This window comes from Arthrobacter sp. ZGTC412 (genome assembly GCF_002929215.1).
Lineage (GTDB): Bacteria > Actinomycetota > Actinomycetes > Actinomycetales > Micrococcaceae > Arthrobacter.
Window position 1 is genome coordinate 68,939 of sequence record NZ_PJII01000010.1, and the last position, 25,458, is coordinate 94,396.

At 65.1% G+C, this 25,458-nt stretch carries 22 protein-coding genes; 5 read left to right on the top strand and 17 right to left on the bottom strand.

The window, feature by feature from the left end:
- Window position 1: 1 nt before the first annotated feature.
- The 5 genes from alaS to CXQ88_RS12870 all read right to left on the bottom strand — a co-directional run bounded on the left by alaS (window position 2) and on the right by CXQ88_RS12870 (window position 5,796).
- Window positions 2–2,680: an alanine--tRNA ligase gene (gene alaS / locus CXQ88_RS12850; protein ID WP_104044547.1), complete on the bottom strand. Its 2,679-nt coding sequence runs from the start codon at window positions 2,678–2,680 to the stop codon at window positions 2–4.
- A 132-nt stretch (window positions 2,681–2,812) separates the two neighbouring features.
- Window positions 2,813–3,055 carry a hypothetical protein gene (locus CXQ88_RS12855; protein ID WP_258061854.1) on the bottom strand — a complete coding sequence of 81 codons (243 nt, stop codon included), beginning with the start codon at window positions 3,053–3,055 and terminating at the stop codon, window positions 2,813–2,815.
- Window positions 3,056–3,072: 17 nt separating this feature from the next.
- Window positions 3,073–3,447 carry a DUF948 domain-containing protein gene (locus CXQ88_RS12860; RefSeq protein ID WP_104044549.1) on the bottom strand — a complete coding sequence of 125 codons (375 nt, stop codon included), beginning with the start codon at window positions 3,445–3,447 and terminating at the stop codon, window positions 3,073–3,075.
- Window positions 3,448–3,591: 144 nt separating this feature from the next.
- Window positions 3,592–4,218 carry a 30S ribosomal protein S4 gene (rpsD, locus tag CXQ88_RS12865; RefSeq protein ID WP_104044550.1) on the bottom strand — a complete coding sequence of 209 codons (627 nt, stop codon included), beginning with the start codon at window positions 4,216–4,218 and terminating at the stop codon, window positions 3,592–3,594.
- 168 nt (window positions 4,219–4,386) lie between these two features.
- Window positions 4,387–5,796, bottom strand: a complete 1,410-nt coding sequence (locus tag CXQ88_RS12870; RefSeq protein WP_104044551.1) for a replication-associated recombination protein A — start codon at window positions 5,794–5,796, stop codon at window positions 4,387–4,389.
- 72 nt (window positions 5,797–5,868) lie between these two features.
- Here CXQ88_RS12870 and CXQ88_RS12875 point away from each other — a divergent pair, with 72 nt between their 5' ends.
- On the top strand, window positions 5,869–6,543 hold the full coding sequence (locus CXQ88_RS12875) for an acVLRF1 family peptidyl-tRNA hydrolase (RefSeq protein ID WP_104044552.1): 675 nt from the start codon (window positions 5,869–5,871) through the stop codon (window positions 6,541–6,543).
- A gap of 8 nt (window positions 6,544–6,551) precedes the next feature.
- Here CXQ88_RS12875 and CXQ88_RS12880 read toward each other — a convergent pair whose 3' ends face one another.
- Window positions 6,552–7,331, bottom strand: a complete 780-nt coding sequence (locus tag CXQ88_RS12880; RefSeq protein WP_441296482.1) for a GNAT family N-acetyltransferase — start codon at window positions 7,329–7,331, stop codon at window positions 6,552–6,554.
- A 73-nt stretch (window positions 7,332–7,404) separates the two neighbouring features.
- Window positions 7,405–9,183, bottom strand: coding sequence for an aspartate--tRNA ligase (aspS, locus tag CXQ88_RS12885; RefSeq protein ID WP_104044553.1), 1,779 nt, complete (start codon window positions 9,181–9,183; stop codon window positions 7,405–7,407).
- Window positions 9,184–9,292: 109 nt separating this feature from the next.
- Between aspS and CXQ88_RS12890 the strand changes: the two genes are divergently transcribed.
- Window positions 9,293–10,537, top strand: coding sequence for an APC family permease (locus tag CXQ88_RS12890; RefSeq protein WP_104044554.1), 1,245 nt, complete (start codon window positions 9,293–9,295; stop codon window positions 10,535–10,537).
- A gap of 114 nt (window positions 10,538–10,651) precedes the next feature.
- On the opposite strand, the gene hisS is transcribed toward CXQ88_RS12890, so the two are convergent.
- Window positions 10,652–12,022: a histidine--tRNA ligase gene (gene hisS, locus CXQ88_RS12895; RefSeq protein WP_104044555.1), complete on the bottom strand. Its 1,371-nt coding sequence runs from the start codon at window positions 12,020–12,022 to the stop codon at window positions 10,652–10,654.
- Between the two features lie 227 nt (window positions 12,023–12,249).
- Here hisS and CXQ88_RS12900 point away from each other — a divergent pair, with 227 nt between their 5' ends.
- The 3 genes from CXQ88_RS12900 (at window position 12,250) to CXQ88_RS12910 (ending at window position 15,521) form a co-directional block, all read left to right on the top strand.
- Window positions 12,250–13,062, top strand: a complete 813-nt coding sequence (locus CXQ88_RS12900; protein ID WP_104044556.1) for a peptidylprolyl isomerase — start codon at window positions 12,250–12,252, stop codon at window positions 13,060–13,062.
- A gap of 66 nt (window positions 13,063–13,128) precedes the next feature.
- On the top strand, window positions 13,129–14,673 hold the full coding sequence (locus CXQ88_RS12905; RefSeq protein WP_104044557.1) for a DUF349 domain-containing protein: 1,545 nt from the start codon (window positions 13,129–13,131) through the stop codon (window positions 14,671–14,673).
- A gap of 110 nt (window positions 14,674–14,783) precedes the next feature.
- Complete coding sequence (locus CXQ88_RS12910; protein WP_181037508.1) at window positions 14,784–15,521, top strand: type IV toxin-antitoxin system AbiEi family antitoxin; 738 nt, start codon at window positions 14,784–14,786, stop codon at window positions 15,519–15,521.
- Here CXQ88_RS12910 and CXQ88_RS12915 read toward each other — a convergent pair.
- The 9 genes from CXQ88_RS12915 to pdxT form a co-directional block, all read right to left on the bottom strand.
- Window positions 15,402–17,792, bottom strand: coding sequence for a RelA/SpoT family protein (locus CXQ88_RS12915; protein WP_104044558.1), 2,391 nt, complete (start codon window positions 17,790–17,792; stop codon window positions 15,402–15,404). The two genes, CXQ88_RS12910 and CXQ88_RS12915, sit on opposite strands and share 120 nt — an antisense overlap.
- 131 nt (window positions 17,793–17,923) lie before the next feature.
- The gene (gene secF, locus CXQ88_RS12920) at window positions 17,924–18,946 is read right to left on the bottom strand and encodes a protein translocase subunit SecF (protein WP_104044559.1); all 1,023 of its coding nucleotides are present in this window, start codon (window positions 18,944–18,946) and stop codon (window positions 17,924–17,926) included.
- A complete protein-coding gene (secD, locus tag CXQ88_RS12925; protein ID WP_104044560.1) occupies window positions 18,946–20,706 on the bottom strand; it encodes a protein translocase subunit SecD in 1,761 nt (586 codons plus the stop codon). The genes secF and secD overlap by 1 nt, the downstream gene beginning before the upstream one ends.
- 102 nt (window positions 20,707–20,808) lie before the next feature.
- On the bottom strand, window positions 20,809–21,204 hold the full coding sequence (gene yajC, locus CXQ88_RS12930; RefSeq protein ID WP_104044612.1) for a preprotein translocase subunit YajC: 396 nt from the start codon (window positions 21,202–21,204) through the stop codon (window positions 20,809–20,811).
- A 241-nt stretch (window positions 21,205–21,445) separates the two neighbouring features.
- Window positions 21,446–22,534 carry a Holliday junction branch migration DNA helicase RuvB gene (gene ruvB, locus CXQ88_RS12935; RefSeq protein ID WP_104044561.1) on the bottom strand — a complete coding sequence of 363 codons (1,089 nt, stop codon included), beginning with the start codon at window positions 22,532–22,534 and terminating at the stop codon, window positions 21,446–21,448.
- Window positions 22,527–23,171 (bottom strand): Holliday junction branch migration protein RuvA, encoded by a 645-nt coding sequence (gene ruvA / locus CXQ88_RS12940; RefSeq protein ID WP_104044562.1) that lies wholly within the window; start codon window positions 23,169–23,171, stop codon window positions 22,527–22,529. Before ruvA ends, ruvB begins: the two co-directional genes overlap by 8 nt.
- A gap of 90 nt (window positions 23,172–23,261) precedes the next feature.
- Window positions 23,262–23,840, bottom strand: a complete 579-nt coding sequence (ruvC, locus tag CXQ88_RS12945; RefSeq protein ID WP_104044563.1) for a crossover junction endodeoxyribonuclease RuvC — start codon at window positions 23,838–23,840, stop codon at window positions 23,262–23,264.
- A 65-nt stretch (window positions 23,841–23,905) separates the two neighbouring features.
- Window positions 23,906–24,661 (bottom strand): YebC/PmpR family DNA-binding transcriptional regulator, encoded by a 756-nt coding sequence (locus tag CXQ88_RS12950; protein WP_104044564.1) that lies wholly within the window; start codon window positions 24,659–24,661, stop codon window positions 23,906–23,908.
- Window positions 24,662–24,664: 3 nt separating this feature from the next.
- Window positions 24,665–25,375, bottom strand: a complete 711-nt coding sequence (gene pdxT / locus CXQ88_RS12955; RefSeq protein ID WP_104044565.1) for a pyridoxal 5'-phosphate synthase glutaminase subunit PdxT — start codon at window positions 25,373–25,375, stop codon at window positions 24,665–24,667.
- Between the last annotated feature and the right edge of the window lie 83 nt (window positions 25,376–25,458).

Sequence of the window (25,458 nt, forward strand, 5' to 3'; positions counted from 1 at the left end):
TTTATCGCCCGGAAATGGCGTCCACGACGGCTGCCAAAGCAGGAGTCACCTTGCCGGCGTCCGTTCCGCCGCCCTGGGCAACGTCGTCCTTGCCGCCACCGCCGCCACCGAGGATCCCGGCGGCCAGCCGTACCAGGGCACCTGCCTTGACACCGGATTCCCGAGCGGCTTCATTCGTGGCCACCAGGATCATGGGACGTTCGTTCGCGACGCCCGCAACAGCCACGGCAGCGGCGGTGGAGCCCAGACGGTTGCGCAGGTCCAGCGCCAGCCCGCGGAGGTCGTCCGCGCCGCTGACCTGCCCGGCATCGTGGGCAATAACGCTGACCCCGGAGGCGTCCTTGGCGCTGTTGACGAGCTGGGCGGCGGAAGCAGCCAGCTGTTCCTTGCGGAGCCTGTCCAGCTCCTTCTCCGTAGCCTTGAGCTTCGCCAGCGTCGCGGCGATCCTGTCGGCCAGCTGGCCGGACGGGACCTTGAGCAGGTCGGTCAGTTCGGTCACCAGGGCACGCTCGGCGGCGAGGTGGCGGAAGGCGTCCATGCCCACGAACGCCTCAACGCGGCGGTTTCCGGAGCCGACTGACTGCTCGCCCAGGAGCGAGAGGCTGCCGATCAGCGAGGTGTTGGCCACGTGCGTTCCGCCACACAGCTCACGGGACCAGGCGCCGTCGATCTCCACGACGCGCACTTCGCTGCCGTAGTTCTCGCCGAAGAGGGCCATGGCTCCCAGGGCCTTGGCCTCGGCCAATCCCATCACCTTGGTCTCCACGGAGTAGTTACTCCGGATGGCGAGGTTGGAGACCTCTTCGATTTCCGAGCGGGTGGCAGTGCTCAGGCCCTCGCCCCAGGCGAAGTCGAAGCGCAGGTAGCCGGCTTTGTTGTAGGACCCGCGCTGGGTGGCTTCCGGCCCGAGGATCTGGTGCAGCGCCGCGTGCACAATGTGCGTGCCGGTGTGTGCCTGCTCGGCGGCGTGGCGGCGTTCGCGGTCGACGGCGGCACGGACCAGCGAGTCGGAGCCGATTTCGCCTTCACGGACGATCGCCTTGTGGACGCTCAGGCCCTTGAGCGGACGCTGGACATCGAGGACCTCAACGACGAACCCGTCGCCAGTGATCAGGCCGGTATCCGCGGCCTGTCCGCCTGCCTCTGCGTAGAACGGGGTCTCGGAGAGCACGAGTTCGATCTCGTCGCCCGTGGATGCCTGCTGTACCGGCTGTCCTCCGGTGAGGATGCCGCGGACGCGGGATTCGCCGTCGAGCTCTGTGTAACCGGTGAAGACCGTCTCGCCCCGGGTGAGAATCTCCTGGAAGGCGCTCAGGTCGGCGTGGCCGCCCTTTTTGCCTTTCGCATCGGCCTGGGCACGCTTCCGCTGCTCCTGCATGAGGTTGCGGAATGCTGCCTCATCCACCTGGAGCCCGGCCTCCTCGGCCATTTCCAGTGTGAGGTCAATGGGGAACCCGTAGGTGTCGTGCAGGGCGAAAGCGTCAGCGCCGGAGAGCGGCTTATTGGCGGCCTTGGACTCCTTGACAGCGTCCTCAAGCCGAGCGGTGCCGGAGGCAATGGTGCGCAGGAACGCCTTTTCTTCGGCGTAGGCGATGCGGCTGATGCGGGCAAAGTCGGTGTCCACCACCGGGTAGACGCCCTTCATGGCATCCCGTGAGGCGGGCAGCAGTTCCGGCAGGCAGGCTTGCTCCACGCCCAGGAGGCGCATGGACCGCACTGCACGGCGGATGAGCCGGCGAAGGACGTAGCCGCGGCCCTCATTGGAGGGGGTCACGCCGTCGGAGATTAGCATCAATGCCGAGCGGATATGATCGCCCACCACGCGCATGCGCACGTCGTCGGTGTGGTGAGGATCGTCAGGTGTTTCAGCTGACGTGTATTCCTTGCCCGAGAGTGCGGCGGCCTTGTCGATGACGGGACGGACCTGGTCCGTCTCGTACATGTTCTCGACGCCCTGCAGGATCATGGCCAGGCGTTCCATGCCAAGGCCGGTATCGATGTTGCGCTTGGGCAGTTCGCCCACGACATCAAAGTCTTCTTTCGAGCGGACGTTTTCGATCTGGTACTGCATAAAAACGAGGTTCCAGATCTCGATGTACCGGGTCTCGTCAGCCAGCGGGCCGCCCTCAATGCCGTAGGCGGGGCCGCGGTCGTAGTAGATCTCCGAGCACGGACCGGCGGGGCCGGGCTGGCCGGTGTGCCAGTAGTTGTCCGATTTGCCCATTTTCTGGATGCGCTCGGCCGGAACACCGGTGTTCTTCAGCCAGAGTTCCTTGGCTTCGTCGTCCTCTTCGTAGACCGTCACCCACAGCAGTTCAGGCGTAAGGCCGTAGCCGCCGTCGTCCACGCTCTTGGTCAGCAGTTCCCAGGCGAACTTGATGGCGTCTTCCTTGAAGTAGTCGCCGAAGGAGAAGTTCCCGCACATTTGGAAGAAGGTGCCGTGCCGGGCGGTCTTGCCCACTTCCTCGATGTCGCCGGTGCGGATGCATTTCTGCACGCTGGTGGCGCGGGAGTAGGGCGGTTCCTCGCGTGCCGTGAGGTAGGGAATGAACGGAACCATGCCGGCGACCGTAAACAGCAGCGAGGGGTCGCTGGAGACCAGCGATGCGGAAGGAACCGCGGTGTGGCCCTTGCTGACAAAAAAGTCAACCCAGCGCTTAGTGATCTCCTGCGACTTCATGAGCTGTTTACTTACCCTTCTTGGTCCACGCACATGCGCGGAAGTTCGTTCGCTTGGCAGTTCCGTGGGCACGGTTGCTGCCGGTCTGTTCATTAGAGCCGCGGCCCGGCCGCAGCCCGGCCGGTTGCCGGGTCAGCGGCCGACCAGTTCTCCGGATTCCACCCCAAGGGCCGCACGAAGATCCGTTTCCCGTTCACGCATGCCGTCACGGATCGCGTCAGCGAAGTCGTAGACCCCGTCGGCGAGCCGGCCTACGGCCCGGTTAAGGCCCTGCGGGCCAAGTGTGGACTGCATGCTGGCCTGCGCTTCGGTGACTTTGCGGAATGCGATGACTCCGATCGCCACGCCGATTCCCATCCAGACAAGTCGTTTCATTCTAAGTTCTCCGAAGTTCAGCGGCTGCGGCGGCCGGCGGTGGTTTTTTTGCGGTTGGCCAGCGCGGTGCGGACGCCGTAGCTGAACGCTGCCACTTTGATGAGCGGCGAGCCAACGGTGGCGGCAACCAGCGAGGACAGTGCCGACAGGTTTGCTGACGCGTCGGAGACGTTCGAGGAAATGCCGTCCACCTTCTTCAGCTGCTGGTTGGTGGTGGACACGGTGGCCGTAACCTCGTCCATCAGAGGTGTGGCGCCGTCGCTGATGGACCGGATGGATGTGCGGACCTCGTCAAGGACTTTGCCCAACTTCAGAATGGGCACAGCAAGCAGCAGCACCAGGAGCGCAAATACTCCGGCAGCGATCAGGCCGGCAATATCGCCACCAGACATAGACGTTCATCTCCTAGAAATTCTGTGGTTCGTTCCACCCGGCGGTGCGTTGTGAAGCGCATTCCGCGGATGTCCCCCAAGTACCTTACATACAAAGAAGCCCGCGGCGCTTGCCACGGGCTTCTTTGGATACGCTGCTGAAATTTAGCGTGCGTAGAATTCGACGACCAGCTGCTCTTCACAGGTCACGGGGACCTCGGAGCGCTTGGGGCGGCGGACCAGGCGTGCCTGCAGGGCTTCCAGCTTGACGTCCAGGTATGCCGGAACGGTGGGCAGGACGTCGCGGTGTGCGCCGGCTGCTGCAACCTGGAGCGGAACCATGGTTTCGCTGCGGGTGTGGACGTGGACCAGCTGGCCTTCGCCGACGCGGAACGACGGGCGGTCAACGCGGACGCCGTCAACCATGATGTGGCGGTGCACAACAAGCTGGCGGGCCTGGGCGATGGTGCGGGCGAAGCCGGCACGCAGGACCAGGGCGTCAAGACGCATTTCGAGCAGTTCGATGAGGTTTTCACCGGTCAGGCCCTTGGTGCGGCGGGCTTCTTCGAAGGCACGGGTCATCTGTGCTTCGCGGATGCCGTACTGGGCGCGCAGGCGCTGCTTTTCGCGCAGACGTACGGCGTAGTCGGAGTCCTGCTTCTTGCGGGCACGGCCATGCTCACCGGGGCCGTACGGGCGGCGCTCCATGTACTTGGCGGCCTTGGGGGTCAGAGCGATGCCGAGGGACCGCGAGAGGCGGGCCTGACGGCGAGCACGAGTGTTGTTAGCCACTTGTGTCCTTCCAATATCTGCGGTGTGTCAGTGTTACTGGCCTCCATCATGGAGAGCATGGGCCAACCGCTGCCTTTTGCTACTGGGTTCAGGGCACAACCAAGCGGATAAGTTCCAGTGATTGGGCGCCCGGACCTTGCCAGACAAACATCAATCCTAGCACGGTGCTTACTTGCCCCGGACGATCTTCCTCAGCCGCTCCAACCGCACCGCGATGTCCCGCTCCGCGCCGTTGCCGGTGGGCTGGTAATAGTCCTTCCCCACGAGGTCATCCGGCGGGTACTGCTGCGTTGCTACGCCGTGCGGAGCGTCGTGGGCGTACTTGTAACCGAGGCCATGGCCCAGCTGCTTGGAACCCGGGTAGTGTGCGTCCCGCAGGTGGGCGGGGATGCCGTTCCCCAGGCCGGCACGAACGTCGGCGACGGCCTTGTTGAGGCCCATGTACGCGGCGTTGGACTTGGGCGCCGTTGCCAGGTGCACCACGGCCTCCGCCAGAACGATCCGCCCCTCGGGCATCCCGATCAGCTGCACGGCCTGGGCTGCCGCCACGGCGGTCTGCAGGGCGGTGGGATCAGCCATGCCCACATCCTCAGCCGCCGAGATCACGATCCGGCGGGCCACGAAGCGCGGGTCCTCCCCCGCTTCGAGCATCCGCGCCAGATAGTGAAGGGCGGCATCCACATCGGACCCGCGGACGGACTTGATGAAGGCGCTGGCCACGTCATAGTGCTGGTCACCGGCCCGGTCGTAGCGGACCGCGGCCACGTCCAGGGCGCGCTCGGTGTGCTTGAGCGCCACCTGCACCGCCCCTTCACCGGCGTCGTCCGCATCCCCGAACGCCACGCCCGCCGCTGCCTCCAGCGCCGTCAGGGCCCGCCGGGCATCGCCGCCGGAAAGCCTGACGAGGTGCGCCAGGGCTTCGTCGTCCAGCTCCACCTTGCCGCCAAGCCCGCGGGCGTCCACGACCGCCCGCTGAAGGAGCCCCTCGATGTCAGCGTCGGTCAATGGCTTGAGGGTCAGCAGCAGGGAGCGGGACAGGAGCGGCGACACCACGGAAAACGAGGGGTTCTCGGTGGTTGCCGCCACCAGGACTACCCACCTGTTCTCGACGCCGGGCAGCAGCGCGTCCTGCTGGGCTTTGTTGAAGCGGTGGATCTCGTCGAGGAACAGGACGGTGGTGGTTTTATACAAATCACGGGCGGTCAGGGCGTCGTCCATTACCCTCCGTACGTCCTTGACCCCGGCGGTGATGGCTGACAGTTCCACGAACTTCCGGCCCGGACCCCTGGCAATCACGTGGGCCAGGGTGGTCTTTCCCGTGCCGGGAGGGCCCCAGAGGATTAATGACGTGGGCCCTGCGGGTCCGGCTGCGTCCGCGCCTGCCGCCAGCTGTCGAAGCGGCGAGCCTTGGCCCAGCAAGTGTTGCTGGCCCACCACCTCATCCAGGGTACGCGGCCGCATCCGCACGGCCAGCGGGCTCCGCTGCTTCGCACCGGCGCTGGAGGGAGCGCGGTCCACGGCAACGGGACCGTCGTCGTCGTCATCATTGCCGGGCCCATGCCCGAAGAGATCTTCCACATAGATAGGCTACTTCCAGTTCACCCAGGGCTTCCGCGCGGAAGCTGCCGCCGTTCAGCGAAGGATCCCGGCATGTCCGCACGTACCCCCGTCAGCGGGCAGCGACCCTCCTCCGTCCGCACCGCCTTCGTCCCTGGCAGCCGCCTGCGCGGCTGGGTGGAGAGGTTCGGGGCGGGGCACGGCGGATTTTTAGTGAGGGATGACGACGACGGCCTGCGCCTCCTGGCGGACGACGGCGCCGAAGCACTCCTCCAGGCCCCCTGGCCCAACGACGGCCGGCCGGGCCGTGGAGCGGACGCGCTGGAAAGGCTCGCCTCCCTCACGTCGCAGCCGCGCCGGCTCGGCCTCCTGCTGGTCAGGCGTGGAGGGTATGGCGTGGCGGTGGCCAGCGAAGGACTGGTGCTGGCTTCGAAAGTGGGCTCCACCTACGTGCAATCCCGGACGGCAGCGGGCGGCCAGTCCCAGCAGCGGTTCGCCCGGCGCCGGTCCAACCAGGCGGACGCACTGGTGGAAACTGTTGCGGAGCAAACGCTTCGGGTGTTCAGCAGCGAGTCCTTCGAATACGTGGTTCCCGGTGGTGACAGGGCATTGGCGGGCTTCGTCCTTGAACACCCGGCACTGAGTGACTATTCGAAGTTCCCGCGGCTGGCCTACCTTGACGTTCCGGACCCCAGGGCTGCTGTGCTCAAGAAGGCAGCCGCGGACGCGTGTGCCGTGCGGATCCAGGTGACGGATGCGCCTCCGTAGTTCCGCTTTCAGCAGCCGGTCAGCGCCCGCCGGGGCCGCTGCTGGCGGTAGAGGTACCGGCCCGCTTCTTTGAACCCGGCCTGGCCGTACAGCTGCCGGGCGGGGTGATTCGCTGCGGTGACCAGCAACCAGTAGCTGTCCAGGCCCCGGGCGGTTCCCTCGGACAGGAGCGCTTGCAGCACCAGCGAAGCGTACCCGCGCCGCCGGTGCGACGGGGACGTGGCCATGCAGTAGATCCCGCCGGTACCGTCCACCAGGGCGAGCCGGCCGACGGCGGCCGGCCCGCCGTCGTCGTCCCTTATGAGCGCATAAAGGGCAGGGCACCCCGCCAGGATGGTCCGCGCAGTTTCCTGTCCTGCTTGGCAGCCCCGGCCGTCCACGCCCCACCAGAGGTCCAGCCATTCCTCATCCGGCTGGTCCCGGATTTCAGTCTTACCAGCGGCCGCTGCGGGCTCCGTCCCGGCCGGCCGGGCCATGATCAGCGTCTCCGACTGGCGGGTGAACCCCTGCTCGTCCAGGAAGGCGTTCAGGCCGGAGTTGGCAGGCGTGTCCGTGATCTGGAAGATCAGGGGCAACCGCCGCTTCCGGTACCACTGAACCGCCCCGCACAGCGCATCCAGAGGTTCCGCCGCGGTGTCCCGCGGCCACACCGAGTTGGCCCGCTGCGTGACCCCATCGGCAGCACGAAGGACCCACTCCCCCGTGTCGTGGCGCTCGACGGCGGACCAGGCCGCGTCCATCAGCGTCTCGTAGGCGCGGGCCTGCTGACCCGGAAGGCTGTGCACCACGGGGTCTCCTGTCTGCGGATAAACCTGAAGGCCCTCCTTGCCAGGAGAGCCTTCAGGTCAAACGGGTGGTGCTTTACTTGCCTTCGGCGGGCTTGGCTTCCGGTTTGAAGTCCACGCCTGCCTCCTTGCGCTGCTGCGGCGTGATGGGGGCCGGGGCCGCAGTCAAGGGGTCATAACCGTTGCCGGTCTTCGGGAACGCAATGACGTCGCGGATGGACTCAACACCTGCCAGCAGTGCCACCACGCGGTCCCACCCGAAAGCGATGCCGCCGTGCGGAGGGGCGCCGTACTTGAAGCCTTCCAGCAGGAAGCCGAACTTGGTTTGGGCGTCCTCCCGGTCGAGGCCCATCAGTTCGAAAACCCGTTCCTGGACATCGCGCTCGTGGATACGGATGGAACCGCCGCCGATTTCGTTGCCGTTGCAGACGATGTCGTACGCGTAGGACAGGGCCGACTCCGGGTCCTGGTCGAACGTGTCCAGGAACTCGGGCTTGGGCGAGGTGAAAGCGTGGTGGACGGCCGTCCACTTGCCGGCGCCAACGGCCACATCCCCTGATGCCACTGCTGCGGCTGCCGGTTCAAACATGGGCGCGTCCACTACCCAGCAGAAGGCCCAGGCGTTGGGGTCGATCAGTCCGGTGCGGTGGCCGATTTCGACGCGGGCAGCGCCGAGGAGGGCACGGGCCGCGGACTTCTCGCCGGCCGCGAAGAAGATACAGTCACCGGGCTTGGCGCCCACGGCGTCCGCCAGGCCTTCGCGCTCCTGGTCAGTCAGGTTTTTGGCGACAGGACCGGCGAGCTCCCCGTCTTCCTTGAACAGGACGTACGCAAGGCCCTTGTGGCCGCGCTGCTTGGCGAATTCCTGCCAGCCGTCCAGGGTGCGGCGTGGCTGAGAGGCACCGCCCGGCATGACGACGGCGCCGACGTAAGGAGCCTTGAAGACGCCGAAGTTCGTGTCCTTGAAGAACTCTGTCAGCTCGGTCAGCTCCACGCCGAAGCGGAGGTCGGGCTTGTCCGAGCCGTACCGGGCCATGGCGTCCGCGTAGGTGATGCGCTGAATGGGCGTCGGGATCTCGACGTCGATCAGCTTCCACAGGGCCTTAACGATGCTTTCGCCGAGCGAAATGATGTCGTCCTGGTCCACGAAGCTGGCTTCGATGTCCAGCTGGGTGAATTCCGGCTGGCGGTCCGCGCGGAAGTCCTCATCGCGGTAGCAGCGCGCAATCTGGTAGTACTTTTCGAAGCCACCCACCTGCAGGAGCTGCTTGAAAAGTTGCGGGGACTGCGGCAGGGCGTACCACGAACCCGGGGCAAGGCGGGCGGGGACCACGAAGTCACGGGCGCCTTCCGGCGTCGAACGGGTCAGCGTGGGGGTTTCAACCTCTACGAAGCCATCCTGGTGCAGCAGTTCACGGGCCACGCGGTTTGCCTCCGAGCGCAGCCGGAGGTTTCGGGCGGGGCCGGGCCGGCGCAGGTCCAGGTAGCGGTGCTTGAGGCGTGCTTCCTCGCCCACTTCAACGTGCTCGTCGATCTGGAACGGAAGCGGCTCAGAGGTGTTAAGGATGACCACCTTGTCCGCCATGACCTCGATCTCGCCGGTGGCCAGGGCAGGGTTCTCATTGCCCGCCGGCCGCTTGGAGACGGTGCCGGTGATCTGCAGGACATACTCGTTGCGCAGGCCGTGGAAAACTTCTTCCTCGCGGACCACAACCTGTGCCACGCCGGAAGCATCGCGGAGGTCAACGAAGGCCACACCACCGTGATCACGACGGCGGCCCACCCAGCCAGCGAGGGTTACGGTTTGTCCAATGTGCTCGGAACGAAGGGATCCGAGGTCATGTGTGCGCAGCACAGCACGCCTTTCTGCGGGGTAACAGCGGGGAGATAACAGCAAAGTTAAATAGGATCGTTCGGGGAACGATTCCGTTCGAGTTTACCCGCTGACAAGGGACTGTCACCGCATGAGCGCTCACCAGCAACTGCAACGAAGGCTGGGCACCTTCGATGCCACCGTCATCGGCCTCGGCTCCATGCTGGGCGCCGGTGTGTTCGTCGTCTTCGCGCCCGCCGCCGCGCTGGCCGGGAATCTGCTGGTACTTTCGGTGGTCCTTGCCGGGGCGGTGGCGTACTGCAACGCCGTGGCGTCCGCTGCACTGGCCGCCAAGTATCCCACCAGCGGCGGAACCTACGTGTATGGCCGCAAACAGCTCGGAGAGTGGCCGGGGTTCCTGGCGGGTTGGGGTTTTGTCACCGGGAAAACCGCCTCGTGCGCGGCGATGGCGTTGACGTTTGGCACTTATGTGGCCGGTGACTTTGCAGTCCCGGTGGCCATTGCTGCGGTGGTTTCACTGACCGTCGTCAACCTGCTGGGCATCACCCGGACGGCCCTGCTGACTCGGATCCTGCTGTGCGTAGTACTGGCCACCTTGGTGTTCGTCGCCGTCGCGGCCATCCTTGGGCCGCACCCGGCTTCTGCCGGACTGGCCCAAGCCTCCCCGAGCGGGCCGGCTGGCGTGCTGCCTGCTGCCGGCCTGCTCTTTTTCGCTTTCGCCGGCTACGCCCGCATCGCCACACTGGGAGAGGAAGTCAAGAACCCCTCCCGCTCCATTCCGCGGGCCATCCTTGCAGCTCTGGCCGCAGCCTTCGCCATCTACCTGTCCCTGGCGCTGCTGCTGCTCAACCACCTTTCGGGCGGACAGCTGGCGGCTACGCAGACGCCGTTGCTGGAAGCCGTGCTGCAGTCGCGGCTGGCGAGCGGCGCGCCGATAGTGCAGGCAGGCGCAGCAGCTGCGTGTCTGGGCGCGCTCCTTGCCCTCATTACAGGGGTGGGCCGCACCACCCTTGCGATGGCGCGGGAGCGTGACCTTCCCCGGCCGCTCGCCCGGTTGGGGGGAAAGCACACCGTTCCGTATGTTGCGGAAGTCGCCGTGGCCGGCGTCGTTATCCTGCTTCTGCTAACCACCGACGTCATGACTGTGGTGGGCTTTTCAAGTTTCGGCGTGCTCGTTTACTACGCCGTGGCCAACGCCTCCGCTTACACACTGGAGTCGCACCCGGGGTATGCACCCAAGTGGCTGAACGCGGTCGGCTTCGTTGCCTGTCTGCTGCTGGCCTTCACGCTTCCCCCGGCCTCCGTGCTGACCATGACGGCGGTCCTGGCCATCGGTGTGGCGGGGCGTTGGCTGGTGCTGCGCCTCCGCCGCTAGGGCTCCGGCGGCCCAGCTAGGGTCCGCCGTGGTGGGGCACTTCGGACTCCTGTACCGCGGATACCGGGCAGGAGTATGGCGAGTCCGTGCCAAAGTGCCCCGGGACGGCTGTAGCTACACCGCCGAGGCCACTTGGGCCGTCGCGGCCACCTGCACCGCGAGGTCCTCCAACGGCGGAGTCCAGGTTTCCGGGAATGCGACGACCTGCTCGCCGGTGCGGATGTCCTTTACCTGATGGGTGCCGTCGTCGTCCGTGAACCAGACGAAGGGAATGCCGCGGCGATCGGCAAACTTGATCTGCTTGCCGAACTTCTCTGCCTTTGCCGCTACTTCAGTGGCAATTCCCCGGCTGCGGAGCTGGGCGGCTACGTCCTGTGCCGCACTCCAGCTGTCGTCGGAGGTGAGGGCAACCAGCACGGCGGTGGGAACGGCGCGTGAAGCCTTGGCCAGATCCTGGCTGAGGATCCGGGACACCAACCGGGTGACGCCGATGGAAAGGCCCACCCCCGGGAACTTCCGGTTGCCCTTTGAGGCCAGTGCATCGTAGCGGCCGCCGGAGCAGATGGAGCCGAGCTGCTCGTGGCCCACCAAAACAGTTTCCACCACCGTGCCGGTGTAGTAGTCCAGGCCGCGGGCGATGCTGAGGTCTGCCACCACCTTGCCGGGGGCACGCTGGACGGCCGCCTCGATGACCTGCTCCAGCTCGTTCAGACCTTCATCCAACAGCTCATTGCTGACGCCCAGCGCCTGAACCTGTGCCACAAAGGATGTGTCCTCGGTGCGGATCGCAGCCAACTGCAGGGCTTTCCACGCCTGCTCGTCGGTGGCCCCCAGTTCGGCCTTCAGCAGGTCAGCCACTTTGTCCGGGCCGACCTTTTCAAGTTTGTCGATGCTCCGCAGCACGCCGGCCGTGTCCTCCAACCCAATACCGCGGTAGAAGCCCTCCGCCAGCTTGCGGTTATTGATCCGCAGGCGGAAGTCCGGGATGGGAAGGGCACTCAGGGCCTCGGCAATCACCAGCGCGATTTCGACGTCATACCGGAAAGGCAGGTCGCCATCCCCCACCACGTCAATGTCCGCCTGTGTGAACTCACGGGCACGGCCCTCCTGGGGACGCTCACCGCGCCATACCTTTTGAATTTGGTAACGCCGGAACGGGAAGGCGAGGTAGCCGGCGTTCTCCACCACGTAACGGGCGAACGGGACAGTGAGGTCAAAGTGCAGGGCAAGTGCGTGGGGATCTGCTTTACCTCCCTTTACAAGGTTCTCGCTCTCGTCCTCCTGGAGGCGGCTGAGACCGTACACTTCCTTGTCGATTTCACCCTTGCGCAGCAGTTGCCCCACTGTTTCCACGGCACGGGTCTCGATGGAACCGAAACCGTGCAGCTCGAATACCCGGCGCAGCGTGTCCAGCACATGCAGCTCCACCAGCCGCTCCTCGGGAAGCCACTCGGGGAATCCGGACAGGGAGGCGGTGCGTGCCATGGTGGATTTTCTCCTCATTGGTGAAGTGCCTGGGACTTGCCCGGCATCCCGAAACGGGCCAGGAACGGCGGCAGTCCAGCCAGTCATGCATAAACTATGTGCGGCAGTCAGTTTATGCGTCATCCGCCAGCATCTCTAATGCGGCGGACCGGCAGGCTCGGCCGTCAGACAACTGCGCCCGGGGCCTCGCGCCACGCCGTGCAGCAGCCCGACAATAAGGAGGACCCTTGGCGGCCAGTTCACGCAGCGCCCGCGAAGCAAAGCGTCGCATCCAGCAGATGGAAGCCAAGCGCGAACTGCGGCGGGACCAGGATAAGCGGCGCAGGCGCGACAACATTATTGCCGCCGGCGCCGGAACCGCCGCCGTGGTGCTCGCCGTTGTACTCCAGCTCACCGCTTTTGCCGGGAACCCGACCGAGGAGGAGTTCGCCGCCGCCGAGGCAGGGCTGACCAGCCCGTCCGCCTCCGCATCTGCAAGTCCCACTGCGCAGGCGACCAACGGCCCGAATATCCCGGCTGCCGCATCGGCTGCGGGCAAGACCTTCACCGGCGACCTGGTCCTCAACGGCACTGCCCTCGCTGTGGAGCTTGACGGGACGAACGCCCCGCAGGCCGCCGCTGTATTTAAGTCCCTCAGCGACGAGGGCTACTACAACGGGAAAACGTGCCACCGACTCACCACGGGTGAGACCTTCGGGGTGCTGCAGTGCGGCGCCTCCGGCCCTGAGGGGCAGGGCGATCCTTCCTACACGTGGGGACCCCTGGAGAACACCCCCGCTGACAATTCTTATCCGGCCGGAACTGTCGCCGTCGCCCGTACGGGAAACAACGCCTTTGGGAACGGCAAACAATTCTTCATCGTCTACAAGGATACTGTCATCCCGGCCGACTCTGCCGGCGGCTACACGGTGGTGGGAAGGGTGACATCCGGCCTCGATGTGGTGTCGAAGATAGCGGCTGCCGGAATTACGCCGGGCAGCAGCGACACGGACGGCGCACCTGTGGAACCAGTCACGATAGACTCGTTTTCTCTGAAGTAGGAGGCCCGGCCACGGAGCTGCGGCGCAGGACCTGAGTATTTTCCTTCAAGCGAAAGACTTTTAGCGGTGACAGACAGTCAGAAATCCGACGAAACAGCAACAGACCTGACCGAGACGGCGGCACCCGCCTCCGACGAGGCAGCATCTGAAGCGGCCACAACCCCGGCGGCGGAAGCTCCTGTGGAGGACGCACCCGAGAGCAGCGCTCCGGCAGCGGAAGCTCCCCTGGAGAACGCTCCCGAAAACAGCGCCCCGGCTCCGGCTCCCCGCCCGGCGCCCTCCCCCGCCGCCTTCGCCTCCCGCCCCAAACCTGCGGCCGCACCTGTCGCAGCGCCGGTCGCCGCAGTCCCCTCCACCTCCCTGGCGGAAGCCTCGAAATGGGGACGCGTTGAGGGCGACGGACACGTCTTCCTGAACATCGACGGCGGCGAGCACCCCGTGGGCCAGTACCCGGACGTCAGCGATGACGAAGCCCTGGCTTATTTCGCCCGGAAATACGACGACGTCGTGGCCCAGATTGTGCTGCTCGAGCAGCGCGTGAGCTCCAAGGCTCAGAGCACCGACATGCAGAAGACCGTCACGCACCTTCGCGAGCAACTGGCTGAGCGGAACATGGTGGGCGACCTCCGGTCGGCCGAGGCGCGCCTCGACGAGCTCTCCACCCAGATCGCTGAACTGGAAAAGGCAGAGAAGGCTGAGCATGACGCCGTCCGCGCCTCTGAGCTCGCCGCCCGCGAGGCGATTGTGGCCGAAGCCGAGCAGATCTCCGGCCAGGATCCGGCCCAGACGCAGTGGAAGACTTCCAGCTCCAGGATGAACGAACTCTTCGAGAGCTGGAAGGCTGCACAGAAGAGCGGAGTCCGCCTGGGCCGCAGCAACGAGGACGCCCTGTGGAAGCGGTTCCGCGCAGCCCGCACCGTTTTCGATCGCCACCGCCGTGCCTACTTCTCGCAGCTGGACAGCAACAACTCTGCTGCCAAGTCCGCCAAGGAGAAGCTGATTACCGAAGCGGAAGCACTGTCAACGTCCACTGACTGGGGTTTCGCGGCCGGTGAGTACCGCCGCCTCATGGACCAGTGGAAGGCCTCCCCGCGTGCCAGCCGCAAGGACGACGATGCCCTGTGGGCAAGGTTCCGCGCCGCCCAGGACGTCTTCTTCACAAACCGCCAGGCCGCCAATGACGAGATCGACCAGGAGTACGCGGCAAACCTCACGGTTAAGGAAGCCCTCCTGACCGAGGCCAACGCAATCTTCCCGGTGAAGGACCTGGCAGCTGCCAAGAAGGCCCTGCAGTCCGTTCGTGACCGCTGGGAAGAGGCCGGCAAGGTCCCCCGCGCGGACATGGGTCGCATTGAGGCCGGACTGCGGAAGGTAGAGGATGCAGTGCGCCACGCTGAAGAAGAGCAGTGGCAGCGCTCCAACCCCGAGCGGAAGGCACGCACCAACAGCGCCCTCTCCCAGCTCGAATCCGCTATTGCGGGGCTGCAGGACGATCTCGCCAAGGCCGAGAAAACCGGCGACCAGCGCCGGATCAAGGCAGCCCAGGAAGCCCTGGAAGCACGCCAGGCCTGGCTTGATCAGATCCAGCGCTCGGCCAGCGAACTGTCCTAGGCCTACCGCCTGCCCTATCAGGCCGCCGCTCTTTGCAGGCCCGGCTCCGGTTATCCACATATCCGGACCGGGCCTGTGCCCGTTAACGGCTGCGGCGGCAGGATGGGTAAATGGCGATTCCCTCACCTCCTCCCTCCGCCGCCCACGGCAAGGACAACGTCCACGGCGGAGAAGCAACACCCCGCTTTCCCGAGTTGTACGCCCCTGGCATGCCGTTCGCCTCACCGGAGCTGCAGTCCCTGGCCTCGGACGGCCTGCTGGAACGTTTCCACCAGCACGGCTATACAGTCCCGGGAGCCAAGGCCTCTCCGCAGCTGCGTGCACGCGCAGCAGCGGGAGCCGTGCCCGCGGCTGTGCGCCAGCGGGTAGTTGCAGGCCGCATGACCGCGGCGTGGATCTACGGCTGCGCGGGTGAACCGGACCGGCTTGCCCTCCTGGTGGACGCCAAACGGCGGGTATCGAGCTTACGGAACACCAAGGGCTGCACCCTGCATGAGGTGAAGCTTGGCCCCTTCGACGTCGTCAGCCTCGGCGGCCTGATGGTGTCCAGTCCCCTCCGGACTGCACTCGACGTCGCTCTCCACGTGGAGGCCGATCGTGCCATCCCCACCCTCGAGGGGCTGCTCGCCCGCCCGCAGAACGACGTGCGCCTGCGCCTGCTGGTTCTTGCAATAGAGGCGAGCCCGCGGGTTCCCCACAAAAAAGCCGCATTGGAAAAGTTGTCCCGGCTAGGTCCGCCGCTTGTTCCCGGTGGTGCGGTACACATCGAAGACCCCGTCAATGCGGCGGACGGCACTGAGGACGTGGTGCAGGTACTTGGGGTCCCCCATCTCAAAGGCGAACTTTGAGATGGCCACCCTGTCCGTGGAGGTATGCACGCTGGCCGCCAGGATGTTGACGTGGTTTTCGGACAGCACGCGCGTGACGTCGGAGAGCAGCGATTTGCGGTCCAGCGCCTCCACCTGGATCTCCACCAGGAACACGCTGGACTGCGTCGGAGCCCAGTCCACGTCGACGATCCGGTCCGGCTGATCCTTCAGGTCCGAGATGTTGGTGCAGTCTGTGCGGTGCACTGACACGCCCGATCCCCTGGTGACAAAACCGAGGATGGGATCGGGCGGCACGGGAGTGCAGCAGCGGGCGAGCTTCACCCAGACGTCACCGACACCCCGGACCACAACGCCCGAATCGGAGAACCGTGCCTTGGTGACCTGGGTGGGGACGCTGACTTCGGTGATGTCGTCGTCGGTGCTCTCATTGCCGCCAAGGCTTTCGACGAGCTTTTCCATGACCGACTGTGCGGAGGTATGCCCGTCGCCCACACCGGCGTAGAGACCGGAAATGTCAACGTACTTGAATTCCTGGGCCACCGCGGCGAGGGCCTCGTGGGTCATCAGGCGCTGCAGCGGAAGATTCTGCTTCCGCATGGCCCGGGTCAGCAGTTCCTTGCCGCGGTCGATCGCCTCTTCGCGGCGTTCCTTGCTGAACCACTGACGGATCTTGTTGCGGGCCCTGGCGCTCTTGACGAAGTGCTGCCAGTCCTGGCTGGGTCCGGCGCCTTCGGCCTTGGACGTGAAGATTTCCACCCAGTCGCCGTGGTTCAGTTCGCTGTTGAGCGGAACCAGTTTCCCGTTCACCCGGGCGCCGATGGTCCGGTGTCCCACCTCGGTGTGCACGGCGTAAGCGAAGTCCACAGGGGTGGACCCGGCCGGCAGGGCCATGACCTCACCCTTGGGGGTGAAAACGAACACCTCTCGGGCGTTGATCTCGAACCGCAGCGAGTCAAGGAACTCGCCGGGATCGGAGGTCTCCTGCTGCCAGTCCACCAGGGAGCGCAGCCAGCCCATGTCGCCGTCGCGGGGGCTGCCGGGGCCAACAGCCGTGCGGTTGGGCTGGTCCTTGTACTTCCAGTGCGCTGCGACGCCGTACTCGGCGCGGCGGTGCATCTCGTGGGTCCGGATCTGGATCTCCACCGGCTTGCCGCCCGGGCCGATGACCGTGGTGTGCAGCGACTGGTACATATTGAACTTGGGCATCGCGATGTAGTCCTTGAACCTGCCGGGCAGCGGGTTCCAGCGCGAATGCATGCTGCCGAGGGCTGCGTAACAGTCCCGGACGGAGTCCACCAGGACCCGGACACCCATGAGGTCGTTGATGTCGTCGAAGTCCTTGTCGCGGACAACCATCTTCTGGTAGATCGAGTAGTAGTGCTTGGGGCGGCCGGTAATGGTTGCCTTGATCTTGGCGGTGCGGAGGTCCTCGGTGATCTGGTCACGGATGACGCTCAGGCTCTTCTCCCGCTCAGGCGTCCTGTCCCCCACCATGCGGACAATCTCTTCGTACACCTTCGGATAGAGGGCGGCGAAGGAGAGGTCCTCGAGTTCCCACTTGATGGTGTTCATGCCCAGGCGGTGGGCCAACGGAGCGAAGATTTCCAGCGTTTCCCGGGCTTTGCGGGCCGATGATTCGGCGGAGACAAAGCGCCATGTGCGTGCGTTGTGGAGCCGGTCCGCCAGTTTAATCATCAGCACACGGATGTCCTTGGCCATGGCCACGACCATCTTACGAACAGTCTCGGACTGGGCTGCTTCCCCGAAGCTGACCTTGTCGAGTTTGGTCACGCCGTCAACCAGCATGGCCACCTCGGGGCCGAAGTCACGCTTTAGATCGGCAAGTGTGTAGGCAGTGTCCTCTACGGTGTCGTGCAGGAGGGCCGCCGCCAAGGTGGTCCCGCTCAGTCCCAGTTCCGCGAGGATGGTGGCCACTGCCACCGGGTGGGTGATGTAGGGATCGCCGCTCTTCCGCTTTTGCCCCCGGTGGCTGTGTTCCGCCACGTCGAAAGCCCGCTGGATCAGGTCGAAATCCTCTTTGGGATTGTTGGCCCTGACCGTCCTCAGAAGTGGCTCGAGGATGGGCGAGTAACTTGCCGTGCCGCGTCCTGTCAGGCGGGCGAGCCTGGAGCGGGTGCGTTCCCTCCGGCCGGGGAAAGTGGGGCGGGATCCGGAGTTGTCTACAGGGACCAAAGAACTTGAGCGCGCGGAATCGGCCACTCCGGTCTGCAAACCGGCAGGACTTTTATCTCCCTGTGCCGTTGGCACCGACGCCGAACGTTCTTCCAATGAAGCACCCCTTACCACCGTTTAATTACTTCAGTCTATTCCTCAGGCCGCGGACTTTTTAAACCGGCCGTTAAAACAGGACGGGCCGGGCAGTGTCAAGGTTCTGACACTGCCCGGCCCGCGGAAGCAGCTCAGGCCTGGGCCGGCTCCACCGCTGTTGATCCGGACCTTGAAGAAGACTCGGCCCGGCGGTGCTCCACGCGCTTGGCCTGCCTCACCAAGTCAGGCTCGTTCTGGCGCAGCCAGGCATACATGGGGGCGGCGATGAAGATCGTGGCCGCAGTTCCAATGAGGATGCCAACGAACAACGCAAGCGAGAGGTCGCGCAGCGTTCCCGCGCCCAGCAGACCCGCGCCGATGAACAGGATGGCACCCACGGGGAGGATTGCAACCATCATGGTGTTAATCGAGCGGACCAAGGTCTGGTTCACCGCGAGGTTGACTTCCTCAGCAAAGGTACGCCGGGTTGAGGCGTCCACGTCCGCAGTGTTCTCGCGGATCTTGTCGAATACCACCACCGTGTCATAGAGCGAGTAGCTCAGGACAGTCAGGAACCCGATGATGGCGGACGGGGTGACCTCGAAGTCACTGAGGGCATAAACCCCGGCGGTGACGAACATCGTGACCGCCATGCCCGCAATAGCCGAAAGCGACATCTTCCAGGTGCGGAAGTACACTGCCATCAGCACCGCGGCCAGGAGCACAAAGATCACCAGGCCTATCAGTGCCTGCTTGGTCACGTCAGCACCCCACGTCGGACCCACAAAGGTTGACGTCACCTCGTTGTCCGTGACGCCATAGGCCGAGGTCAAGCCCTCCTTGATCCGGAGGGTCTCGTCATCGGTGAGTTTGTCGGTCTGGATCCGCATAGTGGTTCCAGCCACGTTGGCTACGCGCGGAACGCTGCCCTCAACTACATCGGTGACGGCCTTTTCGCCCACCGCAGCGTCAGTGGTCTTAACGTTCGAGACAGTGAATTCGGAGCCGCCACGGAACTCGATGCCGAGGTTGAACCCGCCCTTGGCCACCGGAATCAGGATGGACAGGGCAACGGCTACCGCCGCGATGATGAACCAGATCTTCTTTGCGCCCACAAAGTTGTAGGAGCGCTTGCCCGTGTAGAGCTCGTTGCCGAAATTAGCGAAGCTTGGCATTACTTGGTCTCCTTCGCTGCAGACTTCGAGGAGCCTGCGAGCTGCTCCTGCTTCTGCGCCATACGGCGTTCGGCAATGGTCAGCCGGCGTTCTGCCTCGGCTGCCGCACCGGCATTCTTGGCGGGGACCACGGCCGCGGGCTTGTCTTCGGGGGTACGGATACGGCCTGCACCCCGGTAGAGCGGTACAGCGCCCAGGCGCTTGGGGTCAAGACCGGACAACCGGTGGCCCTCACCAAAGAACTTCGTACGCGCCAGCAGCTGCAGCGTGGGGTGCGTGAACATAAACACCACAATGAGGTCCGCGATGGCGGTGAGCCCCAGCGTGAAGGCAAAGCCACGGACGTTGCCTACAGCCACGAAGTACAGGACCAGGGCCGCAAGAAGGTTGACGGCTTTGGATGCAAGGACGGTTCGCTTGGCCCGCTTCCAGCCGTTTTCGACGGCGGACACCAGACCGCGTCCCTCACGGAGCTCATCGCGGATGCGCTCGAAGTAGACGATGAAGGAGTCTGCCGTCTGGCCGATGGCGACGATGATGCCGGCCACGCCCGCCAGGGACAACCGGTAGTTTTCGGTCCAGCCCAGGATGGCGATGGCGAGGTAGGTCAGGATGCCCGCCACCACCAGCGAGGCGATGGTCACGAATCCGAGGGCCCGGTACTGGAAGAGCGAGTACACCACCACCAGCAGCAGCCCGATCACGCCCGCAAGGAGGCCCATGCGCAGCTGTTCGCCACCGAGGGTGGCAGAAATCTGCTGCTCGCTCTGGATCTCGAAGCTGATGGGCAGTGCGCCGAACCGAAGCTGGTCCGAGAGGGCCTTGGCACTCTGTTCCGTGAAGCCGCCGGTGATCTGGGGGCGGCCGTCCGTAATGACGGCCAGCGAGCGGGGAGCGGAGATGACCTGGTCATCCAGCACAATGGCGAACTGGGCCTTCGGGTCGTTGCCCGTGTCACCGCCGGCAGCCACATAGAACTGGTTCAGCCGTTCGGTGACCTCCTTGAACTTGGCTGTGCCTTCGTCGTCGAACTGGATGTTGACGGCCCACTCGTTCGTGACGGCGCCCTGCGCACCCTGCTGGAGCTGGAAGGAGGACGTGACGATGTTGCTGCCCTTGACCTCCACCGGACCGAGGATGTACTTGACGGCAGGGTTCGTCCCGGAAGCAGGCTCACAGGTCACCAGCGGCTTGGCCGGATCCGAACGTTCCTGCTCATCCTGCGCCGGGTTGTCACAGTCAAGGGCTTCGAACTGCCGGTAAATCTCCGGCGTGATCCAGTTGGTGTCGCTGCCGTTGGTGGGTTCCGCCGCCGGCTTGGGCAGCTGGTCCTCAGGGGCCCGGGACTCCTCCGGCACGGGGGCGCCCGCTCCGTTGAGGAGGACGGGACGGAAATTCATGTCGGCGGAGGCCTGGATCAGGTCGCGCGTCTGCGATGAGGGGGTACCGGGAAGGCTGACCACCACGTTGCGCCCCGACTGCGTGCTGATCTCTGCTTCAGCCACGCCGGAGCCGTCCACGCGCTGGCGGATGATCGCCACAGCCTGGTTGAGCTGTTCTTCATTGATATCCGAACCGCCCTCCACCTTCGGCGCCAGGATCATCTGGGTGCCGCCTTCGAGGTCGAGCGCCAGCTTGGGCGCCCAGCTCGCTTGGCCGGCCATGGTGCCGCCCGCAAGGACAGCAGTCAGCACGGCGAGGATTACGCCGAGCCAGACCAGGACCCTGAGGCCTGGTTTCTTAGAACCAGTTCGTGCCATTGTTGATCTTTCTCTTATTCACGGAGGAACCGCCGGTGCATGCTGGTCGCTGGCACCGGCGGCGTTCCGCAGCCGTAGAGGTGTTGTAAAGAACCAGCCGGACTAGTTGTCCTTCTTGCCCTCATCATTGAGGCGCTTAAGGGTCTCGTCCGGCGTTTCAGCCGTTGCGGCGGTGCTGCCGGTCTCCTGGACGGTGAGGGATGAGGCGTCATCCGGCACGGCGGGGGAAACGGCTTCCGGCGCTGCTGCGGGCTCCACGATCTTGGTGACGGCCTGGCGGTGCACGGTGGCCAGGTTGCCCGGGGAAAGTTCCAGCGTGACCTTGTTCTCTTCATCGTCGATTTCAACGATGCGGCCGAACAGGCCAAAGCTGGTCATCACCTCAACCCCCGGGGCGAACTGGGACTGGAGCGTCGCCTGCTGCTGCTGGGTCTTCTTGTTGCGGCGGAACATCATAAAGATGAAGATGCCGAGCATGGCGAACAGCAGGATCGACATGATGTCAATGCCGCCGCCGGGCTGCGTAGTGGTGGTCTGGGCAGTGATATGTCCGAACACGGGGAAGTTCCATTCTGTACTTGCGTAGAGCTGATTGACAGCGCCGTCCGCTTTGAACGTGTGGCCTGGCGCGAACTTGCACCATCCGTCCACGGGCTGCCGGTAGTGCTGCCTGCGGGAACAAAGACCCGAACGTGCCGAGCGTCATACCAGTCTAAAGGGAAAAACTGAAGGGAGCCTGTTATTGGCTTTGCGGGGCCCAGTCTTCCGTGCCGTCGGCGTCCTTGCCGGCGGTTTCGAAGAGGTCCAGCGGCTCCTGCCCGAAGACGCCGGCAGGGATGGCGTAGCCAAGGTGGGTCCAGGCGGGGGCCATGGCGATCCGGCCGCGCGGGGTGCGGCCGAGAAGCCCCTCCCGAACCAGGAAGGGTTCGGCAACGGTTTCCACAGTTTCGGTTTCTTCCCCGACAGCAATGGCAAGGGTGGAGAGCCCGACAGGGCCGCCGCCAAACTTGGTAATCAGCGCCTCCAGGACCGACCGGTCCAGCCGGTCCAGTCCTTTTTTGTCCACTTCGTACATATCGAGCGCAGCGGAGGCCGCCCGCGCGTCGATCTGTTCGATGCCGTGGACCAGCGCCCAGTCCCGTACCCGCCGTAACAGCCTGTTGGCGATACGGGGTGTGCCACGTGAACGTCCGGCGATTTCGCTGAAACCGGCGGAATTGACCTTGAGGTCCAGCAGTCCCGCGGAGCGCCGCAGGACAAGTTCGAGCTCGGCAACGGAATAGAACTCCAGGTGCCCGGTGAAGCCGAAGCGGTCACGCAGCGGCCCGGGCAGCAGGCCTGCGCGGGTAGTCGCCCCCACGAGGGTGAACGGCGGAAGTTCGAGCGGAATGGCCGTGGCGCCGGCTCCCTTGCCCACCACGATGTCCACGCGAAAGTCTTCCATGGCCATGTAGAGCATTTCTTCGGCCGGCCGGGACATGCGGTGGATTTCGTCCAGGAACAGGACTTCGCCCTCCGACAGGGAGGAGAGGATGGCCGCAAGGTCTCCGGCATGCTGGATGGCGGGGCCGCTGCTGATCCGCAGCGGGGCGTTCATCTCGGACGCAACAATCATGGCCAGCGTGGTCTTGCCCAGGCCCGGCGGACCGGAAAACAGCACATGGTCCGCGCTCCGGCCCCGCATCCGGGAGGCCTGCAGCACCAGTGACAGCTGTTTGCGGACCCGGTGCTGGCCTACGAAGTCATGCAGGTTTTTGGGCCGGAGCGCCGCCTCGATGGCCCGCTCCTCCGGCTCCTCCCCCGCCGCCACCACTGACTGTTCAGCCACGGCTGCCTACGCGGTTGCCGGCGCGTGCCCCATCCTGGCCCAGCCAGCGAAGGGTGGTCCTCAGGATCTCCGGGACATTACCGCGGAAAGCGGCCTCCGGATCATCGGCAAGTGCCTTGTCGATACTTGCTGAAGCGTCCTTTTCGGACCAGCCGAGGCTGGTCATGGCGGCGACTACCTGCGGCTTCCAGGCAGCTTCCGCAGCAGTGGGTGCGCTGGCTGCGCCCGCAGTGCCGTGCGGAACCAGTTTTCCGGCGAGCTCAAGGACAATGCGGCCGGCCACTTTAGGGCCGATGCCCGGCACCTTTGTGAAGGTTTTATTGTCCCCTGTGTGCGCCGCCACCCGGATGGCCTCCGGATCATGCACGGCAAGAACCGCCAAAGCCAGCCGGGGGCCCACCCCGCTCACACTGAGCAGGACATCGAAAACCTCACGCTCGTCGTCGGACGCGAAGCCGAAGAGGGTAAGAGAATCCTCCCGGACAATCAGGGACGTAAAAAGCTGGCCCTCCTCCCCCATGCGGAGCCCGCTGAGGGTCTGCGGCGTGGCGTTGACGCTCATTCCAGCGCCGTTGAGGTCAATGACGGCCGTGGACAGTCCAACGTGCGCTACGGTTCCGCGGAGGAAACTGATCAAGGGCCTGGCTCCTGGTGTACTGCCGGGCTCCAGGGGCTGGGCCGGCTATCCGAACATATTTACGAATACCCTAGCAAGCGGCCAGGACAATCAGCGTGCGCGCCGCACCTTCGCTTCGGCTTCAGCCCACGCTCTTTGAGCGGGCGTCAGCGAAGAACTCCCGGGCCCGGTGGTGGCAACGGCCGCACCGCTGCCTGCCCGCCAGGCGTGGGTGATGGCCAGCGCCAAGGCGTCTGCGGCGTCGGCCGGGCGGGGCGGCGCGTCCAGCCGGAGGATCTTGGTGACCAGCTTGGTCACCGCGTCCTTGTTGGAGTTGCCGCTGCCGGTGACGGCAGCTTTAACTTCCGACGGCGTGTGCAGCGCCACGGGGATCCCGCGGCGGGCGGCGGCGGCAATCACCACGCCGGACGCCTGGGCAACGCCCATCACCGTGCTTACATTGAGCTGGGAAAAGACGCGTTCGACGGCTAGGACCTGGGGTTCGTAGCGGTCCAGCCACTCGTCGATCGCCAGGGCGATCACCAGGAGCCGCTGGTCCAGGGTTTCCTCCGGAGAGGTTCCCACCACCCCGACGGCCACCATGGTGGCGCGCCTGTTCCTTTCAACGTCCACCACGCCGATGCCGCAGCGGGTGAGCCCTGGGTCAACCCCCAGTACGCGCAGCGTCACGGGCAACCGGATTCAGCGGGCACCCAGGCCTCAGGCAAGCCGGATTCAGCGGGCAAGGCCGGGCGTCACTCGGATTCCAGGGCGGCCTGGACTTCGTCGCTGAGGTCAGCGTTGCTGTAGACGTTCTGGACGTCGTCGAGGTCCTCCAGTGCGTCCACGAGCTTCATGAACTTCTTGGCGGCGTCCAGGTCCAGGGGCACTTCCATGGACGGGACAAACTCGGCCTCGTCCGTGTCGTACTCGATTTCTGCATCCTTGAGGGCATCGCGGACGGCCTGGAGGTCCTTCGGATCCGAGTGGATTTCGAAGGAATCGCCGTTGTCCTTGACTTCCTCGGCGCCGGCGTCGAGGACAGCCATCAGGACGTCATCCTCCGTAAGGTCCTTCTTCGGCAGGGACACCACGCCCTTGCGGCTGAAGAGGTAGCTGACCGAGCCGGGGTCGGCGATGGTGCCGCCGTTGCGGGAAATGGCCAACCGGACTTCCGAAGCTGCGCGGTTTTTGTTGTCCGTCAGGCACTCGATGAGCAGCGCCGAACCCTGCGGGCCACGGCATTCGTACATGATTTCGGTGTAGTCAACCACTTCGCCGGTGAGCCCGGCGCCGCGCTTGATGGCGCGGTCGATGTTGTCAGCCGGGACGGACGTCTTCTTGGCCTTGGTGACGGCGAGTTCAAGGCCGGGGTTGCCGGAGAGGTCCGGGCCGCCCATGCGGGCAGCTACTTCGATGTTCTTGATCAGTTTGGCGAACGACTTTGCACGGCGGCTGTCGAGGATGGCCTTCTTGTGCTTGGTCGTTGCCCATTTGGAGTGGCCTGACATGCTTTACGCTTCTCCTCTGATCATGCGGATAAAAAGTTCGTGTACGCGTTTTTCCCCAGTCACTTCCGGGTGGAAGGAGGTGGCCAGCAGGTGGCCGGAACGCACAGCAACAATTCTAGCCGTCCCCGGCAGCGGGACTGCGTGGGACGCGTGCTCCGGATCCGCCGGTTCCACCTGGGCCAGGATCTCCACATCGGGGCCTGCGCGTTCCACCCACGGGCCCCGGATGAAGACGGCGTGGACAGGAGGAACGCCGGACTCCGTGGCGCTGAAATCAAGTCCCTTGAAGTCCAGGTCGGTTTCGAAAGACTCGCGCTGCCGGCCGAAGGCGTTGCGCCGCACAGTGATGTCCAGCCCGCCGAAGGTCTGCTGCGGAGCCCCGGAAAGGTCAGTGGCCGGGTCGGCGATGTCCGATGCGAGCAGAATCATGCCGGCGCAGGAACCGTAAACGGGCAGGCCGACGGCGATGCGTTCCCGGAGGGGTTCAGCCAGGTCGAAGGCGCGGGCGAGCTTGTCGATCGCGGTGGATTCCCCGCCTGGAATGATCAGCCCGTCCAGGCCGTCCAGCTCCTTCGGGCGGCGGATTGCTGCACCTTCGGCTCCGGTTGCTTCGACGGCGCGGAGGTGCTCGCGGAAGTCGCCTTGGAGCGCCAGCACGCCGATCCGCAGGCCGGAGCCAAGGCGCGCCAAAGGAGCTGAAGGGGAATTTGTCATCCAACCAGCATACGGGGCGCGGCCTTACTGGCCGGGCGGCAGCCACACCGCGACGGCGGTTCCATGCCCTTGCTGGGATATAT